Source organism: Myxococcus virescens (genome assembly GCF_900101905.1).
Classification (GTDB): domain Bacteria; phylum Myxococcota; class Myxococcia; order Myxococcales; family Myxococcaceae; genus Myxococcus; species Myxococcus virescens.
The window spans coordinates 21,650-39,492 of the sequence record NZ_FNAJ01000021.1 but is presented as its reverse complement, the minus strand read 5'-3'; the positions used below and the strand labels follow the sequence as shown (position 1 = coordinate 39,492).

The window sequence follows — 17,843 nt, the reverse complement described above, 5'->3', positions numbered from 1 at the left end:
GACGGCTGGCCCTCTCGACTGCCCGGTCCCGGGTGCCCAACCTCCCTCCTGGCACCTCCCCTGCAACGGTGCGCGGGCATGCGAGGCGGACTCAGCTGATCCGCGCGGAGGGCGTGAATGGCGACGGGCAAGGTGTTGCGTAGAGCGGTCAAGGCGGCGGCGGCGGGGATGATCCATTACAGCGGGATGCGGCGGGCAATGGCCGCGTATCGGCGCTCCCAGTCTGGCGGGAGGCGCATCCTCATCGTGAGCTACCACCGCGTGGTGAGCGACTTCACCGGGGAGCTGCAGCGCTCGATTCCCGGGCTGCTCATCTCCCAGGAGACCTTCCGCCGGCACCTGGAGGAGGCGCACGCGGCGGGCTTCGAGCTGGCCTCCATCGGTGACGCGGTGGACGTCATGAATGGCCGCCGGGTGGCGAAGAAGGACTTGTGCGTCGTCACGTTCGACGACGGCTACCGCGACGTCTACCGGTACGCCTATCCGGTGCTCAAGGAGATGGGCGTTCCGGCCATCACCTATCTGCCCACGGCGTTCATCAGCACCGACAAGCGCTTCAACCACGACCGGCTGTTCCACCTGCTTCGCCGGGTCCAGGAGCGCCGCTTCCGGCCGTTCTACGACTCGCTGCCCGCGCCCGCGCTGCAACTGCTGGGGCCCATCCTCTCCGGGCAGAAGACGGTGTCGGCGTCGCTGGACGACTTCATCGGCGAGCACCCCACGCGTGTGTTGACGGAGATCATCGACGCGTTGGAGCAGCAGCTCGGCGGCGGCGCGGACCTGGTGCCGGAGCAGGGCGACATCATGAACTGGGACGAGGTGCGCCGCATGGCGCGCGACGGCTTCGAGTTCGGCGCGCACACGCTGGGCCACACGGTGCTGACGCTGGAGCCGCAGGACGTGGTGGAGCGCGAAATCCTGGAGTCCAAGCGCGCCATCGAGCGCGAGGTGGGCATCACCGTGCGCGACTTCGCCTACTGCAACGGCTGGTACTCGGACGAGGTCATCCGCGTGCTGTCGGCCAACGGCTTCCGTTCCGGTGTCACCACGGAGGACATGCCCAACCGCATTGGCGGTGACCCGTTCACCCTCAAGCGCAAGGTGCTGTGGGAGAACTTCAGCCTGGGCATGCTCGGCGACTATTCGTCGGCGCTCACCGGCTGCCAGCTGGATGACTGCTTCGGGGTGCTGGGCATGAGCAGCCCGGTGCCGGGGAAGCGCCCCCATTTCATCAGCGCCCCCACCGTGGGAAACCAGTTGAGCAGTGCCCCGGTGCGGGTGAGCCCCAAGCCAGCGACCAGTAACGAACTCGTGGTGGGGCCGGAGACCGCCACGACCCTCCAGGAGGCTCCGTGAGCGGAGGTTCCACGTCGGCCGCGTCCGGGGGCTCGTTCCTCGGGCGCGCCGGCCCCTTGGTGTTGGCCCGGCTGTTCACCGCCGGGCTGACGCTGTCCATTCCCCTCGTGCTCGCCCGGGTGCTGAACCTGGACGACTACGGGACGTACTACCAGCTGTTCCTCATCGCCACGACGCTCTACTACGTCCTGCCGTTCGGCGTGGTGCAGAGCCTCTACTACTTCCTGCCTCGCGCGGACGCGAAGCGGCCCTTCCTGGGGCAGACGCTGCTGTTCATGTCCGCCATGGGCCTGGTGGGCGCGGGAGCGGTGTGGGCGCTGCTCGGGTATGTGGCGGGCTGGTTCTCCAACCCCGCGCTGGCCGAGTACCGCCTGCCGCTGGCCGCGTACACCGCCTTTCTCCTGGGGAGCTTCCCGCTGGAGGTGTCCCTCACCTCGCAGGGCCGCACGAAGGCGTCCGCGGTCGTGTACCTGGTATCGGACGCGGTGCGGGCCTCGGTGATGGTGGTGCCGCCACTCCTGGGCGCCTCGCTCTACGGGATGATGATGGCGGTGGCGGCCTTCGCGGCGCTTCGCTACCTGGCGACGTGGGTGGTGTCGCTGCGCGGCGCCACCGGGCCCTTGGTGGACCGCCAGCGCTTCCGCGAGCAACTGACCTACGCGGCGCCCTTCGGCGCGGCGATGCTGCTCGCCATTCCCCAGCAGAACGCGCACCTGTACGCGGTGGCGGGCGCGGTGGCGCCGGCGCTGTACGCGCTCTATCGCGTCGGCTGCTTCCAGCTGCCGGTGGTGGACCTCTTGTACACGCCCACCAGCGAGGTGCTGATGGTGCGGCTGGGCGAGCTGGAGCGCGAGGGCCGCCTGGAAGAGGGCGTGGAGGCCTTCCGCGAAGCGGCCGGGAAGCTGGCCTACTTCTTCCTGCCTTTCGCGGCGTTCCTCTTCTCGGCGGCGCCGGAGTTCATCGGGGCGATGTTCGGTGAGAAGTTCCTGCCCGCGGTGCCTGTCTTCCGCATCAGCGTGCTGGGCGTGGTGCTCTCCATCCTCCCCATGGACGGGACGCTGCGCGCCCGGGGGCAGACGCGGGCCATCTTCGCGTCCTACGCGGTGAAGGCGGCGGTGACAGTGCCGCTGGTGTGGCTGGGGGTGAAGCACTTCGGGCTGATGGGCGGCATCGGCTCGTGGGCGGTGGCGGAGGTGGTGGGCAAGGCCATGCTGCTGGCCCGGGTGCCCGCGGCGCTGTCCACGCCGGAGCGGAAGCTGGGCGTGGCGGACGTGATTCCCTGGCAGTCGCTGGGCAAGGCCACGCTGGCGGCGTGCGCGGCGGCGGCGGCGGTGTTCGTCCTGCGGGCTGGGGCCCACGGGGCCTGGGCGCACCTGCCCACGGGCTTCCTGTGGCGCGTGCTGCCTCTGGCGGTGGCCGGGGCACTGTTCTTCATCGGATATCTGGTGGTGCTGCACTTCACGGGGGTGCGCCCGCTCAGCCTGATCGCGGGGCTGCGAGCCCGAAGGGTGGGGTAGCGCACTTCCCTCCCTGCGGGGCGGTACCTAGTTTGGTGCGGGTTGGAACAAGGGGATTGGGAGGCGTGATGGGTGTCGACGCGATGACGTTCTACCGGCTCGCGCGCGGGCTGAAGAAGCGGGGCGTGCCCCTGCTGCCAGCCGTGCTGCGCAAGGCCATCTACTATCTGCACAGTTCATACATCCCCGAGGACGCGGAGATCGGCGAGGGGACACAGCTGGGCTACGGCGGCATTGGCGTGGTCATCCACAAGGCCTCGCGGATTGGACGCAACTGCCTCATCTCGCAGCAGGTGACCATCGGCGGGCGCTCGGGCATCGAGGGCGCTCCCGTCATTGGTGACTACGTGCGCATGGGCGCGGGCGCGAAGATCCTGGGCAACATCCACATCGGTGACTTCGCCGTCATTGGCGCCAACGCGGTGGTGGTGAAGGACGTGGCTCCGGGCACGGTGGTGGCCGGGGTGCCCGCGCGGGTCATCCGGCAGGACCCGGATCCACTCGGGACGTACCAGCGCGAGATGGGGGAGCTGCCGCCCCGTGTGTCGCTGGTGTCCGTGCCGTCGTCTTCCACGCTGCGCCAGTAGTCCGCGGGAGTCACATCGATGCGCGTGCTCCTCGTCGGGGATTACCCGCCGCCGCATGGTGGCGTCGCGGTTCATGTTCAACAGCTTCATGGCTACCTGCGCGGCTGCGGGGTCGACGTGAAGGTGCTCGATATCGGGAAGGGGGGCCGGCCGGCTCCGGATGTCATCCCGGCTCGCGGCGCCGCTCCGTTCGCCCTGTGGCTCGCGCGGCACGTTGCCACCGGGTGGACGATCCACGTCCACACCAGCGGAAACAACCCGAAGTCCTGGGTGCTGGCGGGGATGGTGGGAAGCCTGCCCGGGCCGAAGTCTCCCCGGGTCATCACCCTCCACTCCGGACTGTTGCCGGACTACCTCGCCGCGTCCGACGCGCGTCGGAACTTCGCGCGCGTGGCGCTTGCGGGCTACGCGCGGGTGGTCGCCGTGTCCGACGCGGTGAAGTCCGCGCTGGTGGGCTGCGGCGTGCCCGCGGAGAAAATCGACGTGCTCCCGGCCTTCTGCGCCTCACAGGTGCGGCCGGGGCCCGTTCCATCGGCGGCGGAGGCCGCGCGCTCCCGGCGGCGGGTGCTGCTGTCCATGGCGCACCATCCATCGCCCGTCTACGGGCGCGCGCTGATGTTCCGGGCCCTGCGCGAGCTGGCGCAGACGTGGCCGGACGTGGGCTTGGCGCTCTTCGGTCCGGGCCTGGAATCCGAGGCGTTCATCCGCGACGTCCGCGAAGCGCGCGTGGCGGGCCACCTGGAGGTGCTGGGGGAGCTCGAGCACTCCGCTGCGCTGGGGCTCATCGCGCGCAGCGACGCTTTCGTTCGGCCCACCACACATGACGGGGACTCCATCTCCGTGCGCGAGGCGCTGACGCTGGGAGTTCCCTGCGTGGCCAGCGATGTCTGCGCCCGGCCCGCGCCCACCCGCGTGTTCGCTGCGGGCAATGCCGGGGAGCTGGCGCGGGTGATTCGCGAGGCGGTGGCGGCAGGGCCCATGCATGTGCCGCAGGTGGATGCAGGGCCGGAGCTGCTCTCGCTGTACGGGGAGCTGTCCTCCAACAACGGTTTGAAGTCGTCACACGAACAAGGTTCAGGCCTGGGGGAGACGAGACATGCGGCGCAGTGATGAGCTGGACCTCGCGCGCAGGGCATTGCGCGGACGTGACCTGGTGGTGTTCTCCAACGACTGGGATGGGGACCCGCTGTCGAAGGTCCACATCATGCGGATTCTCTCCCGGGAGAACCGCATCCTCTGGGTGAACAGCATTGGCAACCGCGCGCCGAAGGCCAACGCGCATGACGTGAAGCGCATCTTCGACAAGCTGGGCCGCTTCACCGAAGGCGTCCGCGAGGTGGAGCCCAACATCCACGTCCTGTCGCCGCTGGCCATTCCCTTCTATGGCTCGGAGCTGGTGCGCGGCGCCAACCGGCAGTTGCTGCGGCTCCAGGTGCTGCGGGCGATGAAGAAGCTGGGCTTCCAGAAGCCCATCTCGTGGAGCTTCCTGCCCGCGTCCGCGCCGGTGTCCGGCACGCTGGGCGAGGCGTTCGTCATCTACCACTGTGTGGACGAGTTCGCCGCCTTCAGCGACACCAATGGCCGCCACATCGCGGAGCTGGAGGCGCGGCTACTCAAGCGCGCCGACCTTTGCATCACCTCCGCCGAGCGGCTGCGTGAGAACAAGGCCCGCGTCAATCCGCGCACGGTGCTGGTGCGGCATGGCACCGACTTCACCCACTTCGTGAAGGCGTGCGACCCGGCCACGACGATTCCCGCGGACATCGCCCGTCTGCCCAAGCCCATCATCGGCTTCTTCGGGCTGGTGGCGGACTGGGTGGACCAGGAGGCCATCATCGCCACGGCCCGCGCCCACCCGGAAGGCTCGGTGGTCATCATCGGCAAGACGACGCCGGACTGTGACGACTCCGCGCTGCGCGCCGAGCCGAACATCCACATGCTGGGCCGCAAGCCGTACGCGGACCTGCCCGGCTACAGCAAGGCATTCGACGTGGCGCTGATGCCGTTCAAGGTCAGCGAGCTGACGCTCAACGCCAATCCGCTCAAAGTGCGTGAGTACCTGGCGTCCGGCCTGCCCGTGGTGTCCACGGACCTGCCGGAGGTCCGCAAGGTGGGGCTCTGCAAGATTGCCAAGGACACCAAGGACTTCGTGCGCAAGGTGGACGAGTGTCTGGCGGACAAACCCGGTCCGAACCGCGAGCGCGCCGAGCGCATCTTTGGTGAAAGCTGGGACGCGCGCGTGGATGAGATTCGCCACCACGTGGGCGCGGCGCTCATGGCGGACGGCAAGGCGCTCTGACGTACCCTACCTAGGCGCGGGCTTCGCGGCCCGCCAGCGCCCGCTCCAGGTGGGCGTAGCGGCGGGCCACCCGCGCATAGTCCGCCGGTGCCACGGTGGGCTGCGCGTGAGTCCGCGTAAGGTCGGCCTTCGCCTCCAGGTACTCGGTGGCGGAGACGCCTCCGTCCTGTTCCATCAGGCGCGCGGCGTCCTCGTCCGACAGGCCCACGGGGATGCCCAGGCGCTCCTGCATCTGCTGGCGCAGGGCCTGGTCCAGCTCGGGTAGCAACTCCTTCTCCACCTTCGCGCGGCGCATCAGCCAGCCCATGCTGCGCACGTACTCCAGCGCGGACCGGTGGCGCTCCACGCGCAGCGGGCGCGGCGCTCCGAAGCGCGTGCCTCGCGACACGACGTAGAGCAGACCCACCGCCAGCACCTGCGCCGTGAAGACCCAGATTCCACGGGAGAAGGGGGGCGGCGGCGCGAGCTGGTGGTGGTACTCGTCGAACAGCAGGGGCCCGCGGGCAGCTAGCGCTTCCCAGAAGCGCAGGTTGTCCAGCAGCTCCAGGCGCCGGTTCTCCAGCAGGTCCGAGCCGGCCAGCACGTACACCTCGCCCTTGCCCAGGGCCCTGCGCCACACCGCCACCGCGCCGCCCATGCCGGCGACGGGCACGGCGTCATCGTGGCCCATGCGGAGGCCCCGGTCCTGGGAGACTCGAAGCTGGGAGAGTCCGTGGAGGGGACCCACCGGCAGCCATACGTCCACGGTGGTCCCGCCCACGTCGGACAGCGTCGAGTCCAGGCCGCGGCTGCTGGCGGGTAGCATCAGCCCGGACTCCAGATGCAGCCATCCTTCGAGTGCCGCTTGATGTTTCCCCAGCTCGCGGGGCGACAGGTACACGAGCGTCCCGCCTTCCTGAACGAAGCGTTCCAGCGCGGTGACTTCTTCCGTCGTCACGGGCCGGCCCTCGGGGGCCGCGAGCACCAGGGTGCGCGTGTCAGGGGGAATGGCTTCGAGCGGCGTCAGCTGCGTGCCCACGGCCCGGCCCCCCTCGCGGAGGTACAGATAGAGCGCGCGAGCACCCTGCGGCGCCGTGTTCTCCACAGTGGGCACTGGTGAGTCAGGCGCGTCCGTGCGGGTGGACAGGCCCACCGCCAGGGCCAGCGCGATGAGCACTCCGAAGAAGACGACGGCCCGGGTGTTCGTCACCGTGCGCCCTCCGTGGCCAGGGTTCCATTCAGCGACTCGACCTCGGTGACGAAGCGGGCGGCTTCCTCCGGCGCCACTGGCGCGAGCGAATAGAAGGTCCGGTCGTACCAGCCCATCAGCCGCTCCACCTCGCGCACCAGCGTCGCGGACGCGCCGCGGCCGGGCAGCTCCGCCGCCAGCTCACGGTTGGTTCGCACACGGTCTGGCCGGGCCAGCCGCCGCTCCTCCAGTGAGGACAGCAGGCTCAACAACCCTTCCCGGATGGCTTCGCGTGCATCCGTGGAGAGCGCCGCCCGGGCCCTGCGCAGGTGTTCGGCCGGAGAGTCCAGGACCAACGGCTCCGCGTTCGCCCCGGAGGAGGCGGAGCCATGCGCCGCCTTGCGTCCACGCCGCGCGCGGAGCCGGAGCACGCTCCACAGGATGAGCGCGAGCGCCAGCCCCAGCATCACCGCGCGCGTGGCCACCGCGAAGCCCTGGGCTTCCCGGGATTCGAAGAGGCCCTCCAGCCACGCCGTCACCTCCCGCATGATGCGCTTCAACGCATCGCCGTGCCGTTGGCGCGCGCGGGCGAACTCGGGCCGGTCGAGGATGGCCTCCAGCCGCTCGGGTTCTGTCGGTGGGGGCGGGACGGCGCTGGGGCTGTTCGCCAACGTCTGGACGTCGCAGGCCTCCTTCAGGAAGCGCGCGAGCTGCTCCGCGCGCTCGGGGGCGGTGTCCCCGTCCTGGGCCGGAGGCAGCGGGACTCCGCCCAGGCGTGCTGACAGCGTGCTCACTTCATCGCCGAATCCGGCCGGGCGGTGTTCGGCCGTCTCGCGCAGGTCCAGCGTGATGTCCTCGCGCTCGGCGCAGGGCAGGGAGGCCAGCAGCAGGAGGAGGGGCAGGCTCGGCACGGTGGAGTCCAGGGGGCGCCGTCAAATGGCGGGCGTCATCGTGTTGAGCTGGTGCTCCAGGTCCAGGGCTTCGCGGCGCACGCGCATGTCCAGGTAGAAGAGCGCGCAGAAGACGAAGTTGATGGGCGTGAAGAAGGACTGCGCCACCGTCTGCAGCAGCTCCACCGGGACGAGCAGCAACTGCGGCGTGCGGGCCATGGTTCCCGGGTCGAAGGGGCTGCCGTAGGGCATCATCGCCAGCCACGAGGGCAACCCGGAGACGAGCTGAACGGAGATGAGGATGAGGCTCACCACGGTGAAGAGAATCATCGCCCGCACCATCACCCGTCCCATGAAGCCCGGCTCCACGCGGCCCGACAGGAGTTGGCCGGAGCGCCGGAACGTCTCCCAGGCGCCCAGGTCCTCCATGGCCAGCACCGGGGGCACCAGCAGGAAGCGCAGCATGTACCAGAGCGCCGCGGCCAGCAGTCCCAGGCTTGCGAGCAACGCACCGACCACGCCCAGCACGACGGCCAGGGTGTTGGAACCCGAGGTCACTCCGACGACGATGCCGATGACCGCGAGGATGAGCCCGGGCAGCATGAGCGCCATCGTCACCAGCGTGGACCAGCCGAGCGACAGCAGGTACACCCCGGTCAGCGTGCCCAGCCGCGAGAAGCTCCGGCGCAGTGCATCCGCGGGACGGACCGGCTCTCCCAACTGGGAGGTGAGGACGTAGCGGGACGCGGCCAGGGTGGCCAGCCAGTACATCCAGACGAGGAACAGGAACAGGCCCATCCACAGCGCGATGGTGATGCTCGCTTGCGGCAGCATGACCGCCGGGTCCAGTTGGGCGCGCGACTCCGCGTCTCCCATGTAGAGCAGTGGCGCCAACCGCTGGCCAATCACCAACGTCGCCTTGGTCGCGATGTAGTTCACCAGCGTGAAGCCGAAGCTCAGCAGGAAGAGGGGCTTCAGGTGGGAGCGCCAGAAGGTGGCGGCACGGTCAATCATCTCCCCCATGGCGAGGGGGCGCAGCGCGGCGGCAGCGGGAGTGGAGCTCACGGGGTGCGCAGCATATCCCGCCCAGCGCACGCGGCCAGCAGGCTCCGTGCCGCCGCCGTCGGGTCGTCGGCCTCCAGGACGGACGAGATGACCGCGAAGCCCGCCGCGGCCGGCAGCGTCACCGCGCGCGCGGGGGTGATTCCGCCCAGGGCCAGCGCGGGGCAGGGCAACGTCGCGGCCAGGGCGCTGAACCCCTCCGGCCCGAGGGCAGGCCGTGTGTCTCCCGGCTTGGAACCGGGAGCGAACACCGGGCTCACCAAGGCGAGGTCCGCGCCTCGGGCCGCGTGGGCCTCCGCCACGTCATGCACGGCGGAGCTGATCCACCTCCCGGCGGGAAGGTGCGGGCGGACGTCCATGGGAGAAGGGCCATGGGCGGGAAGGTGGACATGGGCGCCGACGAGCAGCGCCACGTCGACACGCCCATTGATGAAGAGCGGGTTGCCACGTGGGTGGCACAACGCGGCCAGCTCCCGCGCTTCGTCGAGGAAGCGGCGCCCGGTGGCCTCGGGGTGGCGGTGCTGGACGGCCACTTCGGGCCCGGCGTCGAGCGCCCGGGCGAGCGCCCACCTCAGCCGTTCGGACGGCAGGCGCCAGTCGGTGATGACGACGAGCCGGGGAAGGGTGGAAGGCACCACCGTGCGCCCCCGGCCGTCAGTGGTGGACGAGCCCGTCAATCGGGCTGGACGCGGAGCCGTAGGCTTTTCGCGGGATGCGGCCCGCCAGGTACGCGTCGCGGCCGGCCTCCACCGCCTTCTTCATGGCCACGGCCATGCGCACCGGGTCCTGCGCGCCGGCGATGGCGGTGTTCATCAGCACCGCCTCCACGCCCAGCTCCATGGCGATGGCCGCGTCGGACGCGGTGCCCACGCCCGCGTCCACGATGACGGGGACCTTCACCGTCTCCAGGATGAGGCGGATGTTGTGCGGATTGCGGATGCCCAGGCCGCTGCCGATGGGCGCCGCCAGCGGCATCACGGCCGCGCAGCCCGCGTCCTCCAGCTTGCGGGCGGTGATGGGGTCGTCGCTGGTGTAGGGCAGCACGGTGAAGCCCTCCTTCACCAGGATGCGGGCCGCCTTCACCGTCTCCTCGACGTCCGGGTACAGCGTCTTCTCGTCGCCGAGCACCTCGAGCTTCACCCACTTGCTCATGCCCAGCTCCTCGGCGAGCCGGCAGGTGCGGACCGCGTCATCCGCCGTGTAGCAGAGCGCCGTGTTGGGGAGCAGGCGCAGGCGGTTGCGGTCAATCCAGTTCATCAGCGACGCCTCGCCCGTGGCCTTGAGGTCCAGGCGGCGCACCGCCACGGTCACCATCTCCGTGCCGGAGGATTCGTGGCAGCGCTGCATGATGTCGTGGCTGGGATACTTCCCCGTGCCGAGGATGAGCCGGGAGCTGAACGTCACTCCGGCGATGGTGAAAGGCTTGTCCTGGATGCTCATGTGCGGACTCCTGGCTAGCCGCCGCCGACGAAGGTGACGATTTCCACGCGGTCTCCCGCCTGGAGGTGGTGTTCGGGGTGGCGGGCGCGGCGCACCACCTCCGCGTTCACTTCCACGGCGACGCCGGGGCCGCCCACTTGAAGCGACTCCAGCAGCGCCGAAAGGGTGGTGCCTTCCGGCACCTCGTGCGTCTCTCCGTTGACCCAGACCTGCATGGCCTCACGGCTCCTTGCGACGACGGGACCTGGGCACGCACTACAAGGGTGACTCCGCGCTGTCAACGCGCTCGCTGGCCCGTACGCCCGCTACCGTCACCGGTATACTCGGGGGGAGTGCGCGTTCGCTGGACGGCGGGGCGGATGTGGGCGGCGCCTCCCGGGATGACGGGGGCGTGGTGCGGCACGGACGGAGGGAATTGAGATTCCGACGACACGCCCCATGAAGAGACTTCTCGCGAGCGCATCCTTGTCCGTCTGCGTGGCCATGGCGTGCACGCCGGACGCCATCGATTTCACGGGCAAGACGTGCGAGGACGCACGGGATTGCCCGCGGCCGTACGTCTGTGTCGCGGCGAGGCCAGGGGAAGGGCGCACCTGTGAAGTGCTGGGACTGCCGGGAGTGCCGGACGGCGGTGACGCGGGGCCCGTGCCCACGTGGTGCGAGGACATCCAGGCCATCATGGCGGCGAGCTGCGTGAGTTCGTGCCACGGCGCCGATGCGAGCGACAGCGGCGTGACGTCGTTCCGCCTGGACTACTACGCGCCCGAGGATGGCGGTATCCCAGGCGCGCACGCGATGGCGGCGCGAATCCAGGCGCGCGCGTACGTGTTCCAGGACATGCCGCCGCCGTGGCGTCCGGTACCCATGCCGACGGCACAGGAGCGCGAGCGCATCGCGCGGTGGGCCCGAGAAGGCGCGCCGCTGTGCGCGGACGCTGGCACCGAAGAGGTGCCCGGTGACGGTGGCGTGGACGGCGGTCTCTAGCCGTTCTTGCGGCTGGGCCCGGTATCTCCGTTTTCTGCCCTTGTTCCCTGGTAGGGCAGGCAGGCGGCCATGCGTTCCGTGGTCCGCCGTGTGCCCCTAAGGCATCCGTGTGCGCCAGACAACCCCTGTTCAAGGGAGGGGGAAGCACCCAGTTTCTGCCCAACGCCGGGGGAAACGCTCTCTCGGCCGCAAGTGAGTGAGGGGGAAACCTTCTCCCGATTCCACGTGAAAGGAGCAGGAACAAATGCGCAAGCTCATGATGGCGGTCACTGCGGTTGCGGGTATGTCGTTGGTCGTCACTGGCTGCAGCAAGCGCGACAACGTCGAGTCGCAGCGCCAGGACGTCGCCGAGGCTCAGGTGGAGGCGCAGCAGGAGACGGCGGAGATTCGTCAGGACGCGCGGGAGGACATCGCCAGCACGCAAATGGAGGCCCAGGAGGACATCGCTGGGACGCAGCGTGAGGCCGCCGAAGAGATCGCCAGCGCGCAGCAGGACGTCCAGGACGAGCGCCAGGACCTGGCCGAGGCCGAGGCTGAGCGCCGGACGGACCTGAATGACGACATGGCCCTGGGTGGCTCCGGCGCGGCGGGTGCCACCGCTGCCGCGAGCAGCGTCAGCGGCCGCGTGCTCTCCACTGGCAACGATGAGCTGACCGTGGTCGACACCAGCAACAACAAGCAGCTCGAGCTGAAGACGAACGACCAGACGCGCATCCTGCACAACAACCAGCCGCTGAAGCTGGATGACATCGAAGAGGGTGCCCAGGTCCGCGCCTCGTATGTCCGGGACGGTAAGGACATGGTGGTGCGCGAGCTGACCGTGACGCAGCCGGTGCAGAAGAAGAAGTAGTCGTCAACGCGTCGAGCGCAGCGGGCGGCTCGTTTCCTCACGGACCGCTCAGAGACGGCCTCCGCTTCGGCGGGGGCCGTTTCCTTTTTTCCCTGAATCCGTTCTGGGAGGTTGGAAGGGTGTGTCGGACGTGGGTGGTAGGAGGGATGCGTGAGGTTTTCTCACGCCTTCCCAACCCAGGGGAGGACTTCCTGCCCAGGAGGCATCACCCGAGATGTCCACTCACCCCCCAGAGCCGCCCGCTTCAAAGCCATTCATTCTCTTCACCACCGGGGCCACGGCGTATGAGTTGATCCGCTACCTCGGGGCACGGGGCGCCGGTGAGCTGTTGCTCGCCCGGCGGCACTATGCGGGCGTCCCCGGCGACCTCGTGCTCATCAAACGTTTGCAGGACGTCGGAGACGCGCAGGGTCGCGCGCGCCTGCGCGAAGAGGTCAAGCTGCTGATGCGGCTCAGCCACCCGGCCATCGTGCAGGTGTTCCTGGTGCGGGTGCATGAAGGATTGCCCCACCTGGTCATGGAGCACGTGGACGGAAAGTCCCTGGAGACGCTCATCAGCTACGCGGCCCTGCGGCGCCGGCCCTTCTCGGAAGCGTTCGCCGCCTACGTGGGCGCGGAAGTGGCGGATGCGCTGCATCATGCCCACACGCTGGAAGACGCCCGGGGCCGTCCATTGGGCATCGTCCACCGGGATGTGTCGCCGCGGAGCCTGCGTCTGGACGCGCGGGGCCATGTGAAGCTGTCTGACTTCGCCATGGCATGGGCGAAGCTGCCTGGGCGCATCGTCACGGAGACCCATGTCGTCCGGGGCGACCTGGCCTACGCCTCACCGGAAGCGCTGGCGCGAATGCCGGTGGACGGACGCGCCGACCTGTTCTCCTTGGGCGTGGTGCTGCTGGAGGTGCTCACCGGCTTGCACCTGTTGGATCTGGAGGACGTGGAGCGGGCCGCGCTTGCCGCGGGGCCGCTGCCTGACGCGGAGGTGCTGCTGGCGGAGGTGCCCAGCTGGCTGCCCGCGCCCTTGATGGCCGCGCGCATGGCGTGTCTGGCTCCGGCGCATGTGGAACGCGCCACCCAGGGATTGTCCCCGGCCATGCGGGCCATCCTCGGCCGGCTCTTGCGCCGGGAGCCCTCAGAGCGCTTCCAGTCCGGGCAGGAACTGGCGGACGCCCTGCGCGCCGTGTTGGCCGGTCAGGGGTACGCCTACGGACCGGCGGAAGCCATGCGGGAGGCCACCCAGGTCCGCCGCGATGCCCGCTGCCGCCGGCAGATGGCGGATGTGCTGCGCTGGGAGGACTCCGTCCGTCCAGAGGCCCCGCCGCGCACGACATCCGGGTCGGGGCCTTGAGTGACGGCGGGGCAACGGGGGCGGGGCAGGGACCTTGAGTGAGCACCGGGACGCGGGTGGTGCTTGTTTCGCGCACGCGGGTGGGCAGACTTGCGCGCATGGGTGACGTGAAAGAGTTCCACCAGCGGTGGTGCATCGCGGACGGCCATGCGGATTCCCTCATGTGGAACCGCGACCTGTGTGAACGCTCTGAAGATGGCCATGTGGACTTCCCCCGCCTGCGGGAGGCGGGGGTGAAGCTCCAGTGCTTCACCATCGTCACCCGGGGCTTCCCTTTCATCGGAGGCTTCCCGGTGTTCGCAGCGTGGCGTGGGTGGCCCCGGGAGGCCCGGGCGAGCGAGTGGACCCGGGCGCTCTGGCAGATTGAGCAGATGGCGTCCTTCTGTGCGCGCTCCGGGGATGCCGCCCGCATCACCACGACCGGCGCCATGCTGGAGGACAACCTCGCGCAGGGGCGGCTGTCCGCGGTGCTGGGCGTGGAAGGGGGACACGCCATCGAAGGCCAGGTGGCGCGCCTGTCGGAGCTTCACCAGCGTGGGGTGCGCTTCATGGGCCTCACCCACCTGTCCAACAACGACCTCGGTGGCTCTTCCTTTCCGATGATGGGCAACCGGGGCCTCACACCGCTGGGCCGGGATGTCATGGAGGAAATGGCCCGGTTGGGCATGAGCGTGGATGTGGCGCATGCCTCGGAGTCCACCCTCAAGGACCTCTTCACCCACCCCTCGGTCCGGTTCTTCTGCTCGCACACGGGCGTTCGCGCGGCGGGCGGCGGCTGGCGCAACCTCTCCGACGAATCCCTGCGCTTCATCGCAGACCGGGGCGGGGTGGTGGGCATCATCTTCGCCCCCGTCTATCTGGGCGGTGACACCGTGGATGACGTGGTCCGGCACATCGAGCACGCCGTGGACGTCATGGGGGAGGGCGGGGTGGGGTTGGGCTCCGACTACGACGGAATGGTGCCGCTTCCCCGTGGCATGAAGGATGTCACCGGGTTGCCTTTGCTCACCGAGGCGCTGTTGCGCCGCCATCCACCGTCCTGGGTGGAACGCGTCATGGGTGGAAACTTCCGTCGTTTCTTCCAGGAGACATTGGGTGGTTGACCGGCGGCGGGACGCTCGAAATATTGGCTGGTGCCCATGAACCGCTCACTTTTCGCACTCGTCCCGTTGGTTGGCTCTTTGCTCCTCGCTGGTTGTGGCCCGAGCGCGGGAGGCGACTGCGACGGAGGCGGCTTCGTCTGTCAGGAGCGGGTGCTGGCGCTGGAGTGCCGGGGCGGCACCTGGCGTGAGCTGCCCTGCCGGGGGCCTCTGGGCTGCAGTGAAACGTCGGAGGCCGTGCGGTGTGACACGTCCAACAACGTCGCGGGAGACGCCTGTGCCTCCAGCGCCGAGGGCACGGGGCTGTGCCGCGCGGACGGCCAGGCCGTGTTGGAGTGCCGCCAGGGCGTGTTGACGGAGACGGCAACCTGCTCCGCCTGCACGGTGGAAAATAGCCAGGTGACGTGCCAGCCCTGAGGTTGGCGCTGGCCGGGGTGTCAGGCCCCTCGTCGTCGCGCACCCGGACGACTACCGCGCGCTCCACAGGACATTGGTGGAGGACTTCTCTGGCGACCTGCTGCTCCAGTATGGATTCCTGGGGGACGCGCCCGAATTGGGGCTCACCCTGGATGACGCTCGGGTGTCCAGCTTGGAGGACTTGCGCAACGAGGTGCTCCGCATGCGCCAGGACTGGGCTGACTTCCACGGTTTCTTGGCCGGGAGCCTCTTCCGTCCTCGAAGCCGCCCACCGGAAGCATCGCCGCTGAGCGCTCGCGCGGCGGTGTTACTCCTCGGGCTTCGCGGGTGGCGGCGGCGCATAGCCTGTGGCGGCCATCCGCTGCCCGCTGCGCTGATACATCTCCGTGGGCATGTCCTGCACGCCGGTGCCGTCAATCCATCGATTGTAGAAGTTGAAGAGCGCGCACACCGTCACGGTGTCGAAGAGGGCTTCGTCTGTCCACCCGGCGTCCTTCAAGTGTGCGATGTCCTCCCGTCCCACCTGCGCCGCACGGTGGTTGAGGGTGTCCACGAAGGCAAAGAGGGCCTTCTCGGCCTCGGAGATGGGGGCTGTCGCCACGTCCTCCAGGACCGCTTTCACCAGGTCGGGATTGCCCAGCAGTTCCGCCGCGACCGCGGCGTGAGAGCCCGTTCAAAACAAGCATTGGTTGCCGCGCGACGTGTACGCGGCAATCAGCTCTCGCAGTCCGGGCGACAGCGGGGAAGGGCCCCGCATGACTTCATGGGTGAAGCGGGACAGGGCCTCGCCCAATCGCGGCTTGTACGCGAACAGGTGCCAGATTTGCGGGACGGGAGCGCCTACCTCTCGGGCCATGCGAATCAGCCGGCCGTAGTGGCCATCGGATTCGCGGTCCTCGACGTCCTTCAGATGCATGCGGTCCACGGCACCCTCGGCGGCAGCGGGCTGGAATGTCCAGCCCGCATGCTCGCATGGGCCACGGCGTGCCACCAGCCTGCACTCAGGCGCTGGGCCCCTGAAGCGACGACAGGAAGGCATCCAGCACGGCGTTGACCCGATCGGGCTGTTCCTGGTTGGCCAGGTGCCCCGCATCCGGAATGACCTCCAGCTTCGCTCCGGAGATGAGTTCGGCGATTTCCTTCGCCTTGGCCGGCGGGGTGAGGGCGTCGTGCTCGCCCACGATGACGAGTGCCGGGCCCGCGTACCGCGCCAGCATGTCCTTGCTGTCCGGACGCAGGGCCATGCCGCGCAGCGCGGCCGCGACGCTCGCGGGAGCGGCCGCGCGCATCAGTGCCGCCACTTCCCGGGCCACCGGTGAGTCCGGTCCCGCGGCCACCATCTTGGGAAGCATGGCTTGGATGATGGGCTCCACGCCGACCTCCAGCGCCTGTGCCGCGGAGGTCTCCCGGCGCGCCTTGCCCTCCGCGTCGTCCGCGGTGGCCTGCGTATCCATCAACACCAGCCCGCTGACGCGCCCCGCGTCCTCGCGCAGCAGGGCCATGGCGGCGTAGCCCCCCATGGACACTCCACCCACCACCACGGTGTCCAGGTTCAGCGCGTCCAGCAGTGACAGCGCGTCACGCGCGATGCGGGACATCTCCGTGGGGCCTTCGCCCAGCGCGCTCTCACCGAAGCCTCGGATGTCCGGGATGATGAAGCGGTAGCGCCCCGACAGCGCCTTCACCTGTTTGTCGAAGGTGCTGCCATTCAGCGGAAACGCATGCAGCAGCAGCACGGGTGGGCCCTTGCCCTCGTCCCGGTAGTGCAGGGGGACGCCATCCACGGTGACGGTCAGCATGTTTCCTCTCCTCGCGGAAATGTCAGAGCCACTCTTTGTGCTTGAACCAGAAGACCATCCCCACCGGCAGCCCGAGAATCGACGCCCACATCAGGTACCAGGCGCCGTTCGTGTAGAGCCGGTCGAAGTTCTGCCCGAAGAAGCCGACGATGCAGGACAGCGGCAGGAAGATGGTGGCGAAGATGGTGAGCTGCTTGGAGATATCGTTCGTCTTGTTGGCCACCATGGACAGGTAGCCGTCAATCACGTTGCCGATGATGTCGCGCCCGGCATCAATCTGCTCGTACAGCCGTACCAGGTGGTCGTACACGTCACGGAAGTAGAGCGTCGTCTTCTCGTGGACATGGGGGATGCCCCGCCGGGACAGCAAGCCCACCACGTCGCGCTGGGGCGACAGCACCCGCCGGAACGTCACCAGCATCCGCTTCATGGCGAAGATGCGTTGCAGGTGGGACTTCTCCGGCTTGTCGAAGATGGCGATCTCCAGGTCCTCGAGCTCGTCACTGAACGCGTCGAGGATGGGGAACTGCGCATCCACCAACGCGTCCGCGAGCATGTAGAAGACGAAGTCCGTCCCTCGGATGAGCGTCGCCTGCGGGTCCTCCTTCACGCGGCGCACCACGGTGTCGTGGCCTGCGAAGGGGAGCTCGTGGACGCTGATGAGCCAGTCCTTCGCCAGGAAGAAGTGGTGCTCGTGCAGCGTCAGTTCGCAGATGTCCTTGCCCGTGACGGTGAATCCCTGGAGGACGACGAATTGGTGGTTGGGGTATTCCTCCAGCTTGGGCCGTTGGTCCAGGTGGAGGCAGTCCTCCACGGCCAGCTTGTGCAGACCGAATTGCGCGGCCAGCCGGGCCAACACCTCCTCGGTCGGCTGAAGGACGTCGATCCACTTCCGGCCGTCCTCGCCCAGCAGCTCTTCACCACCGGTGAGAAGTTGACCGTCCTTCACAAGACAGACCTGAATCATCCCGTAGCGCTCCCAAGCCAGCGGCATGGCCCGCATGCGAGTGCTAGAACTCCCCCGCG

Annotated in this window: 20 protein-coding genes and 1 pseudogene; 11 read left to right on the top strand and 10 right to left on the bottom strand. The window is 68.9% G+C overall.

Annotated elements, in window-relative coordinates; all coding sequences use genetic code 11:
* Positions 1-198 precede the first annotated feature (198 nt).
* The 5 genes from exoL (at position 199) to exoP (ending at position 5,759) form a co-directional block, all read left to right on the top strand.
* Positions 199-1,356, top strand: a complete 1,158-nt coding sequence (gene exoL / locus BLU09_RS34045) for a spore coat polysaccharide deacetylase ExoL (protein ID WP_090495067.1) — start codon at positions 199-201, stop codon at positions 1,354-1,356.
* Positions 1,353-2,873 (top strand): spore coat polysaccharide flippase ExoM, encoded by a 1,521-nt coding sequence (gene exoM, locus BLU09_RS34040; RefSeq protein WP_090495065.1) that lies wholly within the window; start codon positions 1,353-1,355, stop codon positions 2,871-2,873. The genes exoL and exoM overlap by 4 nt, the downstream gene beginning before the upstream one ends.
* A 68-nt stretch (positions 2,874-2,941) precedes the next feature.
* Positions 2,942-3,460: a serine O-acetyltransferase gene (locus tag BLU09_RS34035; protein ID WP_090495063.1), complete on the top strand. Its 519-nt coding sequence runs from the start codon at positions 2,942-2,944 to the stop codon at positions 3,458-3,460.
* A gap of 18 nt (positions 3,461-3,478) precedes the next feature.
* Positions 3,479-4,570 (top strand): spore coat polysaccharide biosynthesis glycosyltransferase ExoO, encoded by a 1,092-nt coding sequence (exoO, locus tag BLU09_RS34030; RefSeq protein ID WP_090495060.1) that lies wholly within the window; start codon positions 3,479-3,481, stop codon positions 4,568-4,570.
* Positions 4,557-5,759: a spore coat polysaccharide biosynthesis glycosyltransferase ExoP gene (exoP, locus tag BLU09_RS34025; RefSeq protein ID WP_090495058.1), complete on the top strand. Its 1,203-nt coding sequence runs from the start codon at positions 4,557-4,559 to the stop codon at positions 5,757-5,759. The genes exoO and exoP overlap by 14 nt, the downstream gene beginning before the upstream one ends.
* A gap of 10 nt (positions 5,760-5,769) precedes the next feature.
* Here exoP and BLU09_RS34020 read toward each other — a convergent pair whose 3' ends face one another.
* Genes BLU09_RS34020 through thiS form a run of 6 tightly spaced genes read right to left on the bottom strand, consistent with a single transcriptional unit; the run spans position 5,770 to position 10,534 of the window.
* The gene (locus BLU09_RS34020; RefSeq protein ID WP_090495054.1) at positions 5,770-6,948 is read right to left on the bottom strand and encodes a DUF4350 domain-containing protein; all 1,179 of its coding nucleotides are present in this window, start codon (positions 6,946-6,948) and stop codon (positions 5,770-5,772) included.
* The gene (locus BLU09_RS34015; RefSeq protein ID WP_090495052.1) at positions 6,945-7,838 is read right to left on the bottom strand and encodes a DUF4129 domain-containing protein; all 894 of its coding nucleotides are present in this window, start codon (positions 7,836-7,838) and stop codon (positions 6,945-6,947) included. Before BLU09_RS34015 ends, BLU09_RS34020 begins: the two co-directional genes overlap by 4 nt.
* Before the next feature lie 21 nt (positions 7,839-7,859).
* A complete protein-coding gene (locus BLU09_RS34010) occupies positions 7,860-8,882 on the bottom strand; it encodes a hypothetical protein (protein ID WP_090495050.1) in 1,023 nt (340 codons plus the stop codon).
* A complete protein-coding gene (locus BLU09_RS34005; protein ID WP_090495233.1) occupies positions 8,879-9,517 on the bottom strand; it encodes a thiamine phosphate synthase in 639 nt (212 codons plus the stop codon). Before BLU09_RS34005 ends, BLU09_RS34010 begins: the two co-directional genes overlap by 4 nt.
* 16 nt (positions 9,518-9,533) lie before the next feature.
* Complete coding sequence (locus BLU09_RS34000) at positions 9,534-10,319, bottom strand: thiazole synthase (protein ID WP_090495046.1); 786 nt, start codon at positions 10,317-10,319, stop codon at positions 9,534-9,536.
* 14 nt (positions 10,320-10,333) lie between these two features.
* Positions 10,334-10,534 (bottom strand): sulfur carrier protein ThiS, encoded by a 201-nt coding sequence (gene thiS / locus BLU09_RS33995; RefSeq protein WP_026114303.1) that lies wholly within the window; start codon positions 10,532-10,534, stop codon positions 10,334-10,336.
* Between the two features lie 223 nt (positions 10,535-10,757).
* On the opposite strand from thiS, the gene BLU09_RS33990 reads away from it, so the two are divergent.
* From BLU09_RS33990 to BLU09_RS40155, 6 genes and pseudogenes are all read left to right on the top strand, one after another.
* A complete protein-coding gene (locus tag BLU09_RS33990) occupies positions 10,758-11,303 on the top strand; it encodes a hypothetical protein (RefSeq protein ID WP_090495043.1) in 546 nt (181 codons plus the stop codon).
* Between the two features lie 244 nt (positions 11,304-11,547).
* Positions 11,548-12,153, top strand: a complete 606-nt coding sequence (locus tag BLU09_RS33985) for a hypothetical protein (RefSeq protein WP_090495040.1) — start codon at positions 11,548-11,550, stop codon at positions 12,151-12,153.
* 214 nt (positions 12,154-12,367) lie between these two features.
* Complete coding sequence (locus BLU09_RS33980; protein ID WP_090495037.1) at positions 12,368-13,501, top strand: serine/threonine-protein kinase; 1,134 nt, start codon at positions 12,368-12,370, stop codon at positions 13,499-13,501.
* Positions 13,502-13,599: 98 nt separating this feature from the next.
* Complete coding sequence (locus tag BLU09_RS33975; protein ID WP_090495035.1) at positions 13,600-14,604, top strand: dipeptidase; 1,005 nt, start codon at positions 13,600-13,602, stop codon at positions 14,602-14,604.
* A gap of 36 nt (positions 14,605-14,640) precedes the next feature.
* Positions 14,641-15,018, top strand: coding sequence for a hypothetical protein (locus tag BLU09_RS33970; RefSeq protein ID WP_244172274.1), 378 nt, complete (start codon positions 14,641-14,643; stop codon positions 15,016-15,018).
* Between the two features lie 40 nt (positions 15,019-15,058).
* Positions 15,059-15,268: pseudogene (locus BLU09_RS40155) on the top strand (ARPP-2 domain-containing protein); the annotation flags it as partial.
* Between the two features lie 57 nt (positions 15,269-15,325).
* On the opposite strand, the gene BLU09_RS33960 reads toward BLU09_RS40155, so the two are convergent.
* The 4 genes from BLU09_RS33960 to BLU09_RS33945 form a co-directional block, all read right to left on the bottom strand.
* Positions 15,326-15,619, bottom strand: a complete 294-nt coding sequence (locus BLU09_RS33960) for a carboxymuconolactone decarboxylase family protein (protein ID WP_244172273.1) — start codon at positions 15,617-15,619, stop codon at positions 15,326-15,328.
* 72 nt (positions 15,620-15,691) lie between these two features.
* Positions 15,692-15,934, bottom strand: coding sequence for a carboxymuconolactone decarboxylase family protein (locus tag BLU09_RS33955; RefSeq protein WP_237079488.1), 243 nt, complete (start codon positions 15,932-15,934; stop codon positions 15,692-15,694).
* An 85-nt stretch (positions 15,935-16,019) separates the two neighbouring features.
* Positions 16,020-16,817 carry an alpha/beta fold hydrolase gene (locus BLU09_RS33950; RefSeq protein ID WP_090495027.1) on the bottom strand — a complete coding sequence of 266 codons (798 nt, stop codon included), beginning with the start codon at positions 16,815-16,817 and terminating at the stop codon, positions 16,020-16,022.
* Between the two features lie 22 nt (positions 16,818-16,839).
* The gene (locus BLU09_RS33945) at positions 16,840-17,820 is read right to left on the bottom strand and encodes a magnesium transporter CorA family protein (protein WP_090495024.1); all 981 of its coding nucleotides are present in this window, start codon (positions 17,818-17,820) and stop codon (positions 16,840-16,842) included.
* Positions 17,821-17,843 lie beyond the last annotated feature (23 nt).

Coding starts and splice junctions, on each gene's coding strand:
- exoL (WP_090495067.1), top strand. CDS start 199: ATGGCCGCGTATCGGCGCTCCCAGTCTGGCGGGAGGCGCATCCTCATC.
- BLU09_RS34035 (WP_090495063.1), top strand. CDS start 2,942: ATGGGTGTCGACGCGATGACGTTCTACCGGCTCGCGCGCGGGCTGAAG.
- exoO (WP_090495060.1), top strand. CDS start 3,479: ATGCGCGTGCTCCTCGTCGGGGATTACCCGCCGCCGCATGGTGGCGTC.
- exoP (WP_090495058.1), top strand. CDS start 4,557: ATGCGGCGCAGTGATGAGCTGGACCTCGCGCGCAGGGCATTGCGCGGA.
- BLU09_RS34000 (WP_090495046.1), bottom strand. CDS start 10,319: ATGAGCATCCAGGACAAGCCTTTCACCATCGCCGGAGTGACGTTCAGC.
- thiS (WP_026114303.1), bottom strand. CDS start 10,534: ATGCAGGTCTGGGTCAACGGAGAGACGCACGAGGTGCCGGAAGGCACC.
- BLU09_RS33990 (WP_090495043.1), top strand. CDS start 10,758: ATGAAGAGACTTCTCGCGAGCGCATCCTTGTCCGTCTGCGTGGCCATG.
- BLU09_RS33985 (WP_090495040.1), top strand. CDS start 11,548: ATGCGCAAGCTCATGATGGCGGTCACTGCGGTTGCGGGTATGTCGTTG.
- BLU09_RS33980 (WP_090495037.1), top strand. CDS start 12,368: ATGTCCACTCACCCCCCAGAGCCGCCCGCTTCAAAGCCATTCATTCTC.
- BLU09_RS33975 (WP_090495035.1), top strand. CDS start 13,600: ATGGGTGACGTGAAAGAGTTCCACCAGCGGTGGTGCATCGCGGACGGC.
- BLU09_RS33970 (WP_244172274.1), top strand. CDS start 14,641: ATGAACCGCTCACTTTTCGCACTCGTCCCGTTGGTTGGCTCTTTGCTC.
- BLU09_RS33955 (WP_237079488.1), bottom strand. CDS start 15,934: ATGCATCTGAAGGACGTCGAGGACCGCGAATCCGATGGCCACTACGGC.
- BLU09_RS33950 (WP_090495027.1), bottom strand. CDS start 16,817: ATGCTGACCGTCACCGTGGATGGCGTCCCCCTGCACTACCGGGACGAG.
- BLU09_RS33945 (WP_090495024.1), bottom strand. CDS start 17,820: ATGCGGGCCATGCCGCTGGCTTGGGAGCGCTACGGGATGATTCAGGTC.